The following is a 14,342-nucleotide window of genomic DNA, read 5'->3' as shown; positions in this document are numbered from 1 at the left end:
CCGACGCTCCACCCCAGACGACACCCACCACACCGTAGTGACAACACACCCCGCCACCAGCACCAACACACCCAAACCCACCTAACTAAACGGCATTGCCCTTGACACGTGCGGTTGGGGCGAGCCAGGTCGGCGGGATGACACGAAGCCCTCTTTGTGTTTGACGGGTCGGGTAGCGTTGTCCTGTCACTACAGCCCGTAGTCATGCTCAGTCCGACCTACCCGGTCGATGATCGTATGGATCTTGAGCCCTCGTTTCTCGGGTCTCCACTTTGGCTTGTCCGGAGACCCCGCATGACGTTGACGACAATTGCTCTGTCGAGCGCACTGCCCATAGTGGTGCACGAGGTCGCCCGTAGGATCATCACGGTGAAGGCACTGGCACGGTGCAGGCGGGAGGACATCCCCGCTGTGGTCGAGTAGGCGACTCGCTGGCTGCCCGCTTCCGCTCGTCAGAAGGAACTCAGCGAACAGTCCGCCACCGAATGACACTCGCTGATACCTGCCGATCATAACCGCACGTCAGATGGCACAAGAATCGACCCAAAAGGACACACTGACCTGCGGCGACAGCATTCGGAACGACTAGAAGAAACGCAGGGAAAGCGTGAGCCAGAAGCCGGATCGAAGGCGAAGTACTTCTACGTCCAGATGATTCCGCACACAGGGCCTGGGAGGGATTCCAGGCCCTGTCGGTTCGTCGAGCTATCCAGTGGGGGTTGATATCTTTGACCGCTTCGTCGACTTCGTCGCACTGAGGTGTGCGAGTTCGGCAATGTCTAGAAGGTAGAGGTAAGCTGACTCGCGAGTCTGGCGAGTGCTGCTGAGAGTCCAGGTTGTCGTGCCGTCAGATTGCAGCGACTTCACCATAATACGGCTCTGCCAGTCCGGGTTCGCCCGCGCCATGACTGGGTAGACCTTGCCGTCCTCTGCGGTAGTCTTCCCTGCGAGCTTATTTACTGCCTGTTTCCAAAGGTTGTCGGCGTGCCAGTCTACCTTGCGGGAGTCGTAGTCGGCCCACAGATCATAGGCCAACCGAAACAACGGGTGTATCATTATGTTGCTCAATGCAAAAGACTTCTCGCGCAGCTTGTGGCGATCCTCTGCCTTCGTTTTTGGTTGCCACGGCTTGAAGTAGTGCGACCATTCTTTGAAGAACTCGCTGTAGAAGTCGACGAGATCGTTGTAACGGCCGTCCTTGGCGTTCTCCAACTTCGCCAACTTATCGTTGAGTGGCCGCATCGCTGCCTCCATTGTGGGGGTAGTGATTAGCTTGCGGGAGACATTGCCGATGGTGTTACGGCGGGTTTCTACCTCACTACGGGATAGCACGTCGCTCTTGTCCATCAGGCGGGATACAAAGCGCCGGGAAGGTGTCTTGTCGGGGTTGAGGTCCATCGCGACGGCATTCGAGGGCGCTTTGCCATCAGAGTTGAACTCGTCGTAGAGTCGACCTTCCTCTCGTGCTGGCAAGGCGAAAGCCTCGACGAATACCTGTTCGTGTTTAGGATCGAAGTCCTTAAGCATCTCAAGGATCTCGTCCTCCGTGACGATGGTGCCGTCCACGTTCACCTTCTCCGGTATCTCCTCGGGATGTTCATGCCAAAGTACGAGCATGAAGTAGGCGAGATGACGGTGTCCGGTGTCCGGCACGGTGAGGTCGCCCTCTAGGTTCGCAGTCCGCTTTTTCGAGTCGTAGGCATGACCGTCGTACCCGTCGGGCACTCGCACGTTCCAAGTCACGTGCGAGGTAAATAGCCAACCCTTGAGATATTTGACGGCAATCGCCCTGGCCCGCATGGGGTCGATCTGCAATCGCTCGTCGTTGATCAAAAACAACTTATCAAACTCGGACTCAGGAAGGTCCTCAGTGGTGCGGAAGCCTCGTTGATAACGTGGAGAGTAACGGACAATGCCGCGACGTAGATACTCGTACAGTGCACCGATAGTGATGATGCCACGAAAGACGACGCCAATCCCTCGCCGCTCGATGCGATCAACATCATGCAGAGCGACGGACACGGACACGATACTCACAATGACTTCTCCTTGCGCAAGGCAATCGTGGCGGTTGTAGCTAGATGGTATCGACGGTGTAGATAGGTGTAGGTCCACACATCTAGGCGCTGGCGGGTATGGGAGATGTGGTCATTAATCTGTTCGATAGTGTGTTTGAGAGTCTGCTGGATGCGTTCCTCTGTATATCCCTGCGACCGCAATCGGCGGGCGATGTCGTCGTCCTGCACGATTAATAGGCCGAGGGCGGGGGAAACCGCCTCCAATACGCCGATCGAGCCACGGATGGCTTTTGCGCCCTCCGACACGATCACCTCAACGGCCACCAGTGGGGACTCAGTGGTGATGCCATCGTTGAGCTTGGGAAACCAGACCCCATCGGTAGGCCAACGGGGACTGAACGTCTTGACTGGCCGATGACCGAGTATCCGTCCCAACTCGAGGAACAGATTTTGGGCCTGGCGATGCCCCTGGCGCATCATCCTACCTATCTCTTCACGCTAGTCTTACGCTAGATGCCAGACAGCGTACCCTCAAGGCTGGAGGATGTCTACGCTAGACTTGAGGTAGCGTAGCTTCCCGCTTGGTCGCTATTGGGGCGATGCCTCCACGAGGGCGGGTCGGGAGTCGGGTGATGCGGGTGTCTCAACTTGGTGACCCCGGCAAGATCAGCGCCACACCTTTGCCCCATAAAACGACGGCAGACAACCGTGAAGCACGATCCATAGTGGTCGTTCGCGGACGCTAAGTGCGCTGGTGGTGGCGGGTGCCGGCAGGGGTCGGCAGACGATGGGAGAGACGGCCAACAATCCGTCAGGTCGTGGGTTCGAACCCCACCCGCCCCACTGGGGTCAGCGATCGCGTGAACCCCGGTCACATCGGCCTCGACCAGTGTTTTTCCTGGTCGAGGCCGATGTCGTAGGTGGGTCGGGAAACTGGGGTGCGTGGAGCGACCCGTTTGCGGTTCCGGTGGTGTCCATACCTCCGAGAGGACGTTCCGCCCGGCCGTGCGAGGCCACGGGGAGGGGCGGTGACCGCAGGAGAGTGAGGAGCACCATGCGAGGGATCCCGCCGGCCAGGGGAACGGACGCAGCGGGGCGCGCGCGGCGGGCGGAGGGCGAGTTGCTCGGGTTGGCGCGGGGTGGGGATGGGGAGGCGTTTCGCGAGGTCGTTGAGCCGTACCGGAGGGAGTTGCAGGTTCACTGCTACCGCATCCTCGGCTCGATCCAGGACGCGGAAGACCTGGTGCAGGAGACGTTGTTGGCGGCGTGGCGCGGGATTGGTGGGTACGAGGGGCGTGCGTCGGTGCGGACTTGGCTGTACCGCATCGCCACCAACCGCTGTCTCAACGCGCTGAGGGACGGTGGACGTCGTCCGAACGACTACGCCTACCGGCCGGAGGTGTCGATGCCGGAGCCGTCCCACCGCCGCGCGGAGCCGAGTTGGTTGGAGCCGTACCCCGACGCGCTGCTCGACGAGATCGCCGACCACACGCCGGGGCCGGAGGCGCGGTACGAGGTCAGGGAGTCGGTGTCGCTGGCGTTCCTGACCGCGTTGCAGGAACTGCCGCCGAAGCAGCGGGCCGTGCTGGTGCTGCGGGACGTGCTCGGCTTCCGGGCCGTCGAGGTCGCGAACATCCTCGACACCTCGGAGAACGCGGTCACCAGCGCCTTGAAACGTGCCCGCGGCGCGCTCGCGCGGGAACTGCCGGGGCCCGACCGGGAGAGCGCGCCGCTGCCGGACTCGCCGCGGGAACGTCGGATCGTGGACGACTTCGCCCGCGCGTTCCAGGCCGGTGACGTCGACGCGGTCGTGGACCTGCTGACGAACGACGCGCGGTTGACCATGCCGCCGTTGCCGCTGGAGTACCGGGGACTGGACGACGTCCGCCACTTCCTGGCCACGGTGGCGTTGCGCGACGGGATGCGGTACGTGCTGTTCCCGACGCGCGCCAACGGCCAGCCCGCGTTCGCCGCCTACCTGCGCGACCCGCGGACGCCGATCCTGCACGCGCACGGCGTGCTGGTGCTGACCCTGGCCGGCGACCGGATCGCCGGCCTGACCCGGTTCCACGACAACGTCACCCTCTCGCCGTTCGGATTTCCGCGGTCGCTCCGCGCCTCCATCGGCAGCGCCTGACCGCGAGTTCCGACGCGCGCAATCCCGAGGCGCGCAATCCCGACGCGTGCAATTCCGACACCCGAGGAGAACGGTGAGCACCGAAACAGGCCGGATGACGTCCAAGCAGGCGTGGACCTTGGGGTTGGCGTCGCTGGCGTCGTTCATGATGGCCCTGGACAGCCTGGTCGTGACCACGACGCTGAGCACGATCCGCGCGGAGCTGACGGCGTCGGTCGAACAACTGGAATGGGTCGTCAACGCCTACAACCTGACGTTCGCGGTACTGCTGCTCACCGGCGCCGCGCTGGGTGATCGATTCGGCCGCCTCAAGGTGTTCAACACGGGGCTGGCGTTGTTCACGGTCGCGTCGGTGGCGTGCGCGCTGGCGCCGGACATCGTCTCCCTGATCATTGCCCGGGCGTTCCAGGGTGCGGGCGCCGCGATGGTGCTGCCGCTCTCGCTCACGCTCATCACGGCGGTCTTCCCGGCGCACACGCGTGGCAAGGCGATGGGCCTCTACCTGGGGCTCACCGGTCTGGCGACGTTCAGCGGCCCGTTCATCGGCGGTGCGATCGCGCAGGGCCTGGCCTGGCAGTGGATCTTCTGGCTGAACCTGCCGATCGGCATCGTCGCGATCCTGCTCGCCACGCGGAAGGTGGACGAGAGCACCGGCCCGAACGACAAGCTGGACCTGGGTGGCCTCGGCCTGGTGACGCCGGGCGCGTTCGGCGTCATCTGGGCGCTGGTGCGCGGCAACGCGGCGGGGTGGGGCAGCGTCGAGGTCGTCGCCTCGGCGGTGGGCGGGGTCTTGCTGATGGTCGCGTTCGTGCTCTACGAGAAGCGCACGCCGCAGCCGATGGTCCCGATGGGCTTCTTCACGCTGCGGGCGTTCGCCACGGCCAACCCGGCGAACTTCCTGGTGTTCGCCTCGCTGTACGGCACGATGTTCTTCCTCGCGCAGTACTTCCAGGTCGTCAAGGGTCACGGTCCGCTGGTCGCGGGCCTCATGCTGATGCCGTGGACCGGCACGCTCATGGTGTGCGCGCCGATCGCCGGTCGGCTGGTCGACAAGGTCGGCGAGCGGAGGTTCGTCGTCGGCGGGCTGTTCCTGCAGGCGGCCGGCATGGCGTGGCTGGCGGGCGCCATCGACGCCGGCACGTCCTACCTGGAGATCCTGCCCGCGCTGGTCATCGGCTCGGTGGGCGTCTGCGCGGCGATGCCCGCGGCCCAGAAGGCGGTCGTGAGCGCGGTGCGCCCGCCGCAGATCGGCCAGGCGTCCGGCGTGTTCATGATGCTGCGCATGTTCGGCGGCGTGTTCGGCACCTCGGTGTCGGTCGCGGTCTTCGGCGCCGTCGGCGGCTACGCGACGGCCGCGGAGTTCAGCGACGGCTTCGCGGGCTCGCTGACCGCGGTGGCCGTGCTGGCGTTCGTCGGGATGCTGATCGGTCTCGCGATGCCGGGGAGGCGCCCCGCCGCCGACGTGGTGGCGCCCACGGGCGAGGTTCCGACCGGGTACTACCGGAGGTAGCATCGGTGGTATGAAAATCAGTGTGAGCCTCCCCGAGGAGGACGTAGAGTTCGTTGATCGCTACCTGCGGCAACACCGGAGCGCCTCACGATCGTCGGTGATACACCAGGCGATCACGCTGCTGCGCGAGGCGGGTCTGGAGAACGCCTACGCGAGCGCGTGGGAAGAGTGGGAAGCCGGAGGGGACGCCGACATGTGGGACGTGACCGCGTCAGACGGTGTCCTCGATGCGGCGAGGTGACATCTACTGGGTGGACCTGGAGCCGGCGCAGGGCGCCGAGGCCAACAAGATCCGCCCGGCCGTGGTCGTGAGCAACGACGCGGCGAACCGGGCCGCCGAACGAGGCGGCCGGGGCGTGGTGACGGTCGTGCCGATCACCTCCAACACCGCGAAGGTGTACCCGTTCCAGGTGCTGCTGCCCGCCAAGGACTGCGGGCTCGGCGCGGACTCCAAGGCGCAGGCCGAGCAGGTGCGCACGGTCGCCGCGGCCAGGCTCCGCGCCAGGATCGGCGGCTTGCCGCCCGCGGTGCTCAAGCAGCTCGACGACGCCCTGCGCGTGCACCTGTCGCTCTGAGGCATCGCGCGAACCACCGGGACCACCCGGGTTTTCACCGCCGGGACCGCCCGTGAAGACGGCCCCGGCAGCTCACCTCAGTCCAGCACGCGGATGGCGCCGGCCGGGCACAGGTGCGCCGCTTCACGCGCCGCCTTCTCGTGCTCACCCGTCGGGGACGGCTGCAGCAGCACGACCGTCCCGTCCACCTCGTCCTGGTCGAACACCGCCGGGTCGGTCAACGCGCACATCCCCGACCCCGCGCACACGTCCGGATCGACTTCCACCTTCACGAGAACTCCACCGGCAGCTCGTGCACCCCGTAGATCGCCATGTCGGTGCGCAGCTTGACATCCTCGGCGGGCACGCCGAGCCGCAGGTCCGGGAACTCCCGGAACAGCGCGGCGAACCCGACGCGCATCTCGATCCGCGCCAACTGCTGCCCCAGGCACTGGTGCACGCCGTGGCCGAACGCGAGGTGCCCGGCCGCGGACCGGCGGACGTCGAACTCGTCCGGCCGCTCGAACCGCGCCGGGTCCCGGTTGGCCGCGGCCACGGAGATCGAGACCGACTCGCCGGCCTTGACCACCACGCCGCCGATCTCCACGTCCTCCAACGCCGTGCGCAGCGTGCCGAACTGGATGATCGACAGGTACCGCATCAGCTCCTCGACCGCGTTGTCCACCAACGACGGGTCGGCCTGCAGCGCCGCCACCTGCTCGGGGTGCTGCAACAGCAACAACGTGCCGATGCCCAGCATGTTCGCCGTGGTCTCGTGGCCGGCGACGAGGAGGAGCAGCCCCATGTTGGCGACTTCCTCGTCGGTCAGCTCGCCGGTGGCGATCAACCCGGACAGCATGTCGTCGCCCGGCTCGACGTGCTTGCGCTTCGCCAGCTGGAGCACGAAGTCCTCCAGCCGCTCGAACGCCTCCATGATCTCCTCGAACGTGGAGTCGAGCCGCAGCGCCTTGGCGGTGTCCTCCTGGAACGCCTGCCGGTCCTCGTAGGGCACCCCCAGCAGCTCGCAGATGACCATCGACGGCACCGGCAGCGCGAAGTCCGCCACCAGGTCCGCCGACGTCCCGGACGCGCGCATCGCGGCCAGGTGCTCGGCCACGATCTCCTCGATCCGCGGCATGAGCTGGTTCATCCGCCGTACGGTGAACTGACCGGTCAACAGCTTGCGGTAGCGGGTGTGGTCGGGCGCGTCCATTCCGATGAACATGCCCGGCTTCGCCGGCGGCCGTTGCGGCACCGGCTTGCCGGCCACCGGCCGCGGTGAGTGCTGCAGCTCGGCCCGGCTGCTGAACCGGCGGTCCGCGTGCACCTCGCGAGCCAGCTCGTAGCTGGTCACGAGCCACCCCAGGTGCCCGTCGGGGAACTTCATCCGGCTGATCGGGGCCCGTTCGCGGAGCAACCCCAACTCCGCGGGCGGGTCGAACGCCGTGCTGCGTTGGCTCGGCAGCTCGGAGTACAGCGTTTCGGTCATCTCGCACACCTCCCAGTGCGTAAAGGGACCTACTTCGCAACATACAGAAGATTCACGAAGCCGTGAAGTAAATAAGCCGTAAGGGAATAGCAGTAGTACGGTTGATAGCAGGTGTGCTACAAAATGCCCGAGAACTCTGACAAGGGGGAGGTGAGGGTCCTTGGTCATCGAGGTGCGCGATCTGCGGATGCGCTACGGCACGACGGACGTGCTGCACGGGGTCGACTTCACCGCGGGCCCGGGTGAGGTGGTGGCCCTGCTCGGGCCCAACGGCGCGGGCAAGACGACCACGATCGAGATCCTGGAGGGCTTCCGGCTGCCCTCCGACGGCCACGTCCGGGTGCTGGGCGTCGACCCGGCCACCGGCGACGAGGCTTGGCGCGCGCGGCTGGGCGTGGTGCTGCAGTCGTGGCGCGACCACGGCCGCTGGAAGGTGCGCGAGCTGCTGCACCACCTCGGCCGCTACTACGCGCCCTACGGCACGCCGCACCAGTCGCGGCCGTTCGACACCGACGAGCTGATCGAGACCGTCGGCCTGGCCGAGCACGCGCACCAGAAGATCAGCAGCCTCTCGGGCGGCCAGCGTCGGCGGCTGGACGTGGCCATCGGCATCGTCGGCAAGCCGGACCTGCTGTTCCTGGACGAGCCGACGGCCGGGTTCGACCCGCACGCGCGCCGGGACTTCCACGACCTGGTGCACCGGCTGTCGGACCTGGAGGGCATGACGATCCTGCTGACCACGCACGACCTGGCCGAGGCGGAGAAGCTGGCCGACCGGATCCTGGTGCTCGCGGGCGGCCGGATCATCGCCGACGGCAGCCCGGACCAGCTCAGCCGCACGGTCGCGGGCAAGTCCGAGGTCCGCTGGACGCACGACGGGCTGCGGCACGTGCACACGACCGACGACGCGACGGCGTTCGTGCGCGACCTGTTCCGCCAGCACGCGACCGGCATCTCCGAGCTGGAGGTGCGCCGCAGCACGTTGGAGGACACGTACATGGCCCTCGTGCAGCGGCACGAGAGCGGCCAGGCAACCGACGAGGAGGTGGCGATCCGGTGAACGCCAAGAGGCAGGCCATCCGGCTCGGCGTGGACCGCGGCGTGCGCGAGTTCCGCCACTCCATGGGCAGCTCCGACCAGTGGTACAACCTGTTCACCGGCCTGGCCGCGCTGACCGTCCTGTGGTTCCAGCGCGACTCGTCCCCCGACGCCTCCGGCATCTCGCTCGCCGCGCTCACCCTGCCGGGCCTGCTCGGCATGGGGATCGTGTTCGGCAGCCTGGTCGGCCCCGCGGGCCAGCTCTCGGTCAACCGGGAGGACGGCACGCTGCTGCGCGCCAAGGCCGTGCCGCACGGGATGCTCGGCTACCTGGTCGGCCGGGCCGTGCAGACGTCGCTGGACTCCCTGTCCGGGCTGCTGATCGTGCTGGTGCCGGGCCTGTTCCTGGTGAACGTGCTGGCGGACGCGGGCGTGGGCGGCGTGCTCGGCCTGCTCGCCGTGCTGGCGCTCGGCATGGCGTCGATGCTGCCGTGGGGCGCGGTCGCCGGGTCGATCACCAAGAGCCCGGGCGGCGCGATGGGCATCACCATGCTGCCGATGATGGGCATCGTGGCGATCTCGGGCATCTTCTACCCGATCACGGCGATGCCCGGCTGGCTGCAGGGCGTGGCGCAGGTGTTCCCGGTGTACTGGGCGGGTCACGGCGCCAGGGCGGCCCTGCTGCCGGACGCGGCGGCGGCCGTGGAGCTTGGCGGCTCCTGGCGGATCCCGGAGATGGTGGGCGTCCTCGGGGTGTGGGCGGTGGTCGGTTTCGCGCTTGCGCCTACGATCCTGCGTCGGATGGCTCGGCGGGAGTCCGGAGCGGACATGGAGCAACGCCGTCAGGCGGCGTTGCAGAGGGTGCGATGAGCGAAAGCGTCTACAACCGGATCGCGATGCTGCGCGCGGAACGGGGAGTGTCACGCCGGCAGCTCTCCGAGGCGTTGGGCATCCACTACCAGACCGTGGGCTACCTGGAACGGGGCGAGTACAGCCCCAGCCTGTACCTGGCGCTGCGCATCGCGCAGTACTTCGAGGTGCCGGTGGAGGTCGTGTTCTCGACCGACCCGTTCCCCCGGCTGGGCAGCACCGAGCAGTCCGCGTAGACGAAGAGGGGGCGGCACGCGTGTGCCGCCCCCTCGCCATCACTTCTTCAGCTCGGCCTCGATCACGTCGGCCGCCGCGGCCGTGCCGCCCGCCGCCCGGATCTCGGCCTTGATCCCGGCCAGCCGCCGCGCCACGTCCGGGTCGTCCGCCAGTTCCAGCACGGCGGACCGCAGCCCGTCGGCGGTGACCTCGTCACGCGGGATGTGCCTGCCGACGCCCAGCTCGACCAGGCGGACGGCGTTCATGGCCTGCTCGCCGATCATGGGCAGCCCGACCATCGGCACGCCGTGGTACAGCCCTTCCATCGTGCCGCCCATGCCGCAGTGCGTGATGAACACCTTGGCGTGCGACAGGATCTCCAGCTGCGGCACCCACCGGTGCAGCTCGACGTTCGACGGCGGCTCGCCGAGCGACGCCGGGTCGACGTGCTTGCCGATGGCGATCACCACGTGCCAGTCGAGGTCGCCGAACGCCTCGAAGCACCGCCGGTAGATCCCCGGCTCGTTGGTGTAGGCGGACCCGAACGAGATCAGCAGCACCGGCCGGTCGTCCGCGGGCCGCTCCCACGTGCCCTGGAACGTCGACCGGTCGCCGAGGCACGGCCCCACGAACGTGTACTTCGGGTGCACGGACTCGCTGTGCGGCTGGAACGACCGCGCGATGCTCACCACCGCCCGGTCCGGGTCGGCGACGTACGCCGGGCCGGGGATCGCCACGCCCTCGGCGGCCAGCCACTCCTCCAGCTCGGCGTAGAACGCGGTCACCTCGGGCTGGTCGACCATGTCGCCCATCTCCTCCTCCCAGCCCTCGTACGTGACGAAGGTGGGGGAGAACTGGATCGCGGGCACGCCCCAGCGGCCCGCCAGCAGGCGCGCCGTCCACGCGCCGATGTCGTACACGACGACGTCCGGCCGGTCGTCCGCGAAGGCGGCCTCCAGCACCGGCAGCACCGACTTGGCCTCGGCCAGGAACAGGTGCATGGCCGGCGCCAGCTCGGTCGGCCACTCCTGGTCGTCGGTGGGCAGGGTCGTGGCGTGGACGACCGGCGTCGCGCCGGCCCGCTCGACGATGTCCGCGAACCCGGGGTCGACCGCGTAGCTGACCCGGTGGCCCCGGTTCACCAGTTCGGTGACGACGGGCAGCGTGGGGTTGACGTGGCCGTGGCCGGGGATGTTGAGGAAAGCGATGTGCGACATGAGGACTCTCCGCATGAGATGAGGGTTGGCTCGAAGACCCCGTCACGCGTGGCGCGTGGGGGTGGACGGCTGCCCTGCACTCAGAGGTAGAAGATCCCGAAGGCCCACATGCGATCAACGGTAGTGCCGGGCGCCACTCATTTCCCGAGCACGCCGCGCAGCGCCGCGCGGATCGCCGCGGTCAGTTCGGCGCGGCTCTCCGGGGTGCCGGGGGTGGGCGCCCCGAGCGCGCCCGCGCCGACCAGCCGGTCGAACACGAGGCCGTCGAGGAACGCCACCAGGTCCCGGCTCTGGGTTTCCGGGTCCTCCGCGCCCAACTCGGCCAGCAACTCCCGCATCTGCGCGCGCGGCCGTTCACCGTGGGCCAGGATGCCGCGCAGCTCGGGGTGGTGGGTGGCCTCCAGCAGGCACGCGTACCGGGCCAGGGTGCGCTCGCGGGCGGTGCTCATCCACCGGTCGAACACGTTCGCGGCGCCTTCGGCGAGCAGGTCGAGGTCCAGCGGGAGGTTCCTGCCCGCGTCGACCACCTCGGCGTTGTCGAGGTCGGCGAGCCGCTGCACGACGCCTTCGACGAGCGCCTTGCGGGTGCGGAAGTAGGCCGAGGTCGAGCCGGGGGGCACGCCCGCCTCGGCGTCCACCGCGCGGTGGGTCAGGCCGCGCATGCCCTTGGTGGCCACCACGTGGATCGCCGCGTCGGCGAGGGCGGCCATGCGCTCGGTCACGTTGCATCCTCCTTCTACACCTGTAGAGTACTGCCCTCTACAGGTGTAGAAGGAGCGGGGATGAAGGCAGTCGTGGTGGGCGGTGGGCTCGGCGGTGTCACGGCGGCGGTGGCCCTGAGGCACGTCGGGTGGGAGGTCGAGGTGCTCGAACGCGCGCCGGAGTTCGGCGAGGTCGGCGCGGGTGTCGGCGTGATGCCGAACGCCATGCGGGCGTTGGCGGCGCTGGGGCTGGCCGACGACGTGCGGCGGATCGGCACGCCCCGCGTGGCCGGTGCCATCCGGGACCCGAGGGGGCGGACGCTGACGCGCGTGGACGCGTCGCGGCAGGACCGCGTGGTCGCCGTGCACCGGGCGGACCTGCACCGGGTGCTGCGGTCGGCGTTGCCGCCGGAATGCCTGGTCACGGACGCCGAGGTGCGCTCGCTGGACGACCTGGACGCGGACCTGGTGGTCGCGGCGGACGGCATCCGCAGCCGCGCCCGGCAGGCGTTGTTCCCCACATTGCCCCAGTCGGTGTACGCGGGCGCCACGGCGTGGCGCAGCGTGACGACTGCTCGGTTCCCGCTGGACCTCGGCCTCAGCCAGACCCTCGGTCCCGGCACGGAGTTCGGCGTCCTCCCACTGGGTGACGGCCGGGTCTGCTGGTACGCGGCGACGGTCGCGTCCGCCGGTGGCCGTTCGGCCGACGAGTGGGGCGAGGTGCGCCGCCTGGTCGGCGACTGGCACGACCCGATCCCGGCCCTGCTGGACGCCACGCCGCCGGAGACCGTGCTGCGGCACGACATCCACGAGCTCGCCGCGCCGCTGCCGACCTACGTGCGCGGCCGGGTGGCGCTGCTCGGCGACGCAGCCCACGCGATGACCCCCTACCTGGGCCAAGGCGCGTGCATGGCGATCGAGGACGCCGTGGTGCTGGCCGCCGCGTGCGCCCGCGCCGCCGACGTGCCGACCGCGCTCGCCGAGTACGACCGGCAACGCCGACCGCGCACGCAGCGGATGGCGAAGGCGTCGCGGGTGCTCGGGCGGGTGGGGCACCAGCTGCGCAACCCGGTGGCCGTGACGATGCGCGACGCCGCGATGCGCGCCGTCCCGGCGTCGGTGGGGTCGGCGAGGGCGGCGAAGTTCCTGGCGTGGACGCCGCCGTCGTTGTCACCCGTTGGGTGAAAAAGTCGCTGTGAGGTAAATCACGGGTAACCGCCGTGATTCGAGCGGATAACGATCGAATATCACTCGTTTTCCCAGGGTGCGTCACTCGTCTGCGCGATCAAGCACTCACGCTGCGACACTATCGGCCCGGTGCGGCACCACCTCGGTGCCCGGCACGGCGGTGCGACAACCACGAAAGGGCAACTACGGTGTCCCGCCATGGCCCCCGTCCCCTCGTGTCCGGCTGAAGCCATCCCCCTGCACGACGCCACCGCCCCCGCCGCTTTCGCCGTCGACCTCGCCGAGGCCGACGAGTTCATCCGACTGCACCACGCCGAGCACCCCGAGCTCGGCCCGGTCGAAGACCGCCTCGCCGAGGTGCACGCCGAGGTCGCCGCCACCGGCACGTACCGCCACACGCCCGACGAGCTGACGTTCGGCGCACGGGTGGCGTGGCGCAACAGCGCGCGCTGCATCGGCCGGCTGTACTGGCGCAGCCTCAAGGTCCGCGACCTGCGCGACCTGCGCGACCCCAAGGAGATCGCGGACGAGTGCGTCGAGCACCTCAAGCTCGCCGCCAACGGCGGCAAGGTCCGCCCCGTGATCACCGTGTTCGCCCCGGACGACCCCGGCAGGCCCGCGCCCCGCATCCGCAACGAGCAGCTGGTCCGGTACGCGGGCTACGTCGGCGCGGACGGCGGCGTGCTCGGCGACCGGCGCAACGCCGAGCTGACCGAGAAGGCCATCGACATGGGCTGGCGCCCGCCCGCCCGAAGAGGCCCGTTCGACGTGCTGCCGCTGATCGTGGAGCGGGAGGACGCCGAACCGGCCCTGGTCGAACTGCCGCCCGACGCGGTGCTCGAAGTGCCGATCGGCCACCCCGAGCTGCCGTGGCTGGCCGACCTGGGGCTGCGCTGGCACGCCGTGCCCGCGATCAGCAACATGCGGCTGCGCATCGGCGGGATCGACTACCCGGCCGCGCCGTTCAACGGCTGGTACATGGGCACCGAGATCGGCGCCCGCAACTTCGCCGACGCCGACCGCTACGACCTGCTGCCCTACCTGGGCAGGCGGATGGGCCTGGACACGTCGTCGGTGCGGACGCTGTGGCAGGACCGGGTGCTGGTCGAGCTGAACCGCGCGGTGCTGCACTCGTTCGCGGTGGCGGGCGTGACGATCACCGACCACCACACCGAGTCGGACCGGTTCCTCACGCACATCAAGAAGGAGGAGGAGGCGGGCCGCTCGTGCCCGGCGGACTGGACGTGGATCGTGCCGCCGATGTCGAGCGGGATCACCAGCGTCTTCCACCGGTACTACGACAAGCGCGAGCTGGTGCCGAACTTCTTCCCCGGCGACACCACGGGCGTCTGCCCGGTGATCCACTGAGGACCCGCCGCAAAGTCTCAGCAAGACGTACGTACG

General features: G+C 68.4%; 15 protein-coding genes and 1 tRNA gene. 10 read left to right on the top strand and 6 right to left on the bottom strand.

From position 1 onward, the window contains the following. Positions 1–705: 705 nt before the first annotated feature. On the bottom strand, positions 706–2,037 hold the full coding sequence (locus ADK67_RS30865; protein WP_053720056.1) for a DNA sulfur modification protein DndB: 1,332 nt from the start codon (positions 2,035–2,037) through the stop codon (positions 706–708). After that, a complete protein-coding gene (locus ADK67_RS30860) occupies positions 2,034–2,498 on the bottom strand; it encodes a hypothetical protein (protein WP_157620946.1) in 465 nt (154 codons plus the stop codon). The genes ADK67_RS30865 and ADK67_RS30860 overlap by 4 nt, the downstream gene beginning before the upstream one ends. A gap of 277 nt (positions 2,499–2,775) precedes the next feature. Between ADK67_RS30860 and ADK67_RS51380 the strand changes: the two genes are divergently transcribed. The 5 genes from ADK67_RS51380 (at position 2,776) to ADK67_RS30840 (ending at position 6,240) form a co-directional block, all read left to right on the top strand. Then, positions 2,776–2,861, top strand: a tRNA-Val gene (locus ADK67_RS51380). 211 nt (positions 2,862–3,072) lie between these two features. Then, complete coding sequence (locus ADK67_RS30855) at positions 3,073–4,155, top strand: sigma-70 family RNA polymerase sigma factor (RefSeq protein ID WP_082404066.1); 1,083 nt, start codon at positions 3,073–3,075, stop codon at positions 4,153–4,155. A gap of 73 nt (positions 4,156–4,228) precedes the next feature. Further along, on the top strand, positions 4,229–5,665 hold the full coding sequence (locus ADK67_RS30850) for an MFS transporter (RefSeq protein WP_063797772.1): 1,437 nt from the start codon (positions 4,229–4,231) through the stop codon (positions 5,663–5,665). Between the two features lie 10 nt (positions 5,666–5,675). Next, positions 5,676–5,906: a ribbon-helix-helix domain-containing protein gene (locus tag ADK67_RS30845; RefSeq protein WP_053720052.1), complete on the top strand. Its 231-nt coding sequence runs from the start codon at positions 5,676–5,678 to the stop codon at positions 5,904–5,906. Beyond that, a complete protein-coding gene (locus ADK67_RS30840; RefSeq protein WP_053720051.1) occupies positions 5,893–6,240 on the top strand; it encodes a type II toxin-antitoxin system PemK/MazF family toxin in 348 nt (115 codons plus the stop codon). The genes ADK67_RS30845 and ADK67_RS30840 overlap by 14 nt, the downstream gene beginning before the upstream one ends. Positions 6,241–6,317: 77 nt before the next feature. Here ADK67_RS30840 and ADK67_RS30835 read toward each other — a convergent pair whose 3' ends face one another. Both ADK67_RS30835 and ADK67_RS30830 read right to left on the bottom strand, forming a co-directional pair. Beyond that, positions 6,318–6,512, bottom strand: a complete 195-nt coding sequence (locus ADK67_RS30835) for a ferredoxin (protein WP_053720050.1) — start codon at positions 6,510–6,512, stop codon at positions 6,318–6,320. Next, a complete protein-coding gene (locus ADK67_RS30830) occupies positions 6,509–7,708 on the bottom strand; it encodes a cytochrome P450 (RefSeq protein ID WP_053720049.1) in 1,200 nt (399 codons plus the stop codon). Before ADK67_RS30830 ends, ADK67_RS30835 begins: the two co-directional genes overlap by 4 nt. Positions 7,709–7,895: 187 nt before the next feature. Here ADK67_RS30830 and ADK67_RS30825 point away from each other — a divergent pair, with 187 nt between their 5' ends. Genes ADK67_RS30825 through ADK67_RS30815 form a run of 3 tightly spaced genes read left to right on the top strand, consistent with a single transcriptional unit; the run spans position 7,896 to position 9,852 of the window. Beyond that, entirely contained in the window at positions 7,896–8,768 is an 873-nt protein-coding gene (locus tag ADK67_RS30825) for an ABC transporter ATP-binding protein (protein ID WP_082404072.1), read from the top strand. Continuing rightward, positions 8,765–9,616 carry an ABC transporter permease gene (locus tag ADK67_RS30820; RefSeq protein WP_053720048.1) on the top strand — a complete coding sequence of 284 codons (852 nt, stop codon included), beginning with the start codon at positions 8,765–8,767 and terminating at the stop codon, positions 9,614–9,616. The genes ADK67_RS30825 and ADK67_RS30820 overlap by 4 nt, the downstream gene beginning before the upstream one ends. Next, on the top strand, positions 9,613–9,852 hold the full coding sequence (locus ADK67_RS30815; RefSeq protein WP_053720047.1) for a helix-turn-helix transcriptional regulator: 240 nt from the start codon (positions 9,613–9,615) through the stop codon (positions 9,850–9,852). Before ADK67_RS30820 ends, ADK67_RS30815 begins: the two co-directional genes overlap by 4 nt. A 39-nt stretch (positions 9,853–9,891) precedes the next feature. Here ADK67_RS30815 and ADK67_RS30810 read toward each other — a convergent pair whose 3' ends face one another. Further along, on the bottom strand, positions 9,892–11,064 hold the full coding sequence (locus tag ADK67_RS30810; protein WP_442974210.1) for a macrolide family glycosyltransferase: 1,173 nt from the start codon (positions 11,062–11,064) through the stop codon (positions 9,892–9,894). A 122-nt stretch (positions 11,065–11,186) separates the two neighbouring features. Beyond that, positions 11,187–11,771, bottom strand: coding sequence for a TetR/AcrR family transcriptional regulator (locus ADK67_RS30805; RefSeq protein ID WP_063797771.1), 585 nt, complete (start codon positions 11,769–11,771; stop codon positions 11,187–11,189). A 60-nt stretch (positions 11,772–11,831) separates the two neighbouring features. On the opposite strand from ADK67_RS30805, the gene ADK67_RS30800 reads away from it, so the two are divergent. Both ADK67_RS30800 and ADK67_RS30795 read left to right on the top strand, forming a co-directional pair. Continuing rightward, positions 11,832–12,935, top strand: coding sequence for an FAD-dependent monooxygenase (locus tag ADK67_RS30800; RefSeq protein ID WP_053720045.1), 1,104 nt, complete (start codon positions 11,832–11,834; stop codon positions 12,933–12,935). A gap of 201 nt (positions 12,936–13,136) precedes the next feature. Continuing rightward, on the top strand, positions 13,137–14,306 hold the full coding sequence (locus ADK67_RS30795) for a nitric oxide synthase oxygenase (protein WP_053720044.1): 1,170 nt from the start codon (positions 13,137–13,139) through the stop codon (positions 14,304–14,306). Positions 14,307–14,342 lie beyond the last annotated feature (36 nt).

The sequence above is a fragment of the Saccharothrix sp. NRRL B-16348 genome (genome assembly GCF_001280085.1).
In the GTDB taxonomy this organism is placed as follows: Bacteria; Actinomycetota; Actinomycetes; order Mycobacteriales; family Pseudonocardiaceae; genus Actinosynnema.
Note: the sequence above shows the minus strand (reverse complement) of the source record. Positions and strands in the feature narration are given on the sequence as shown.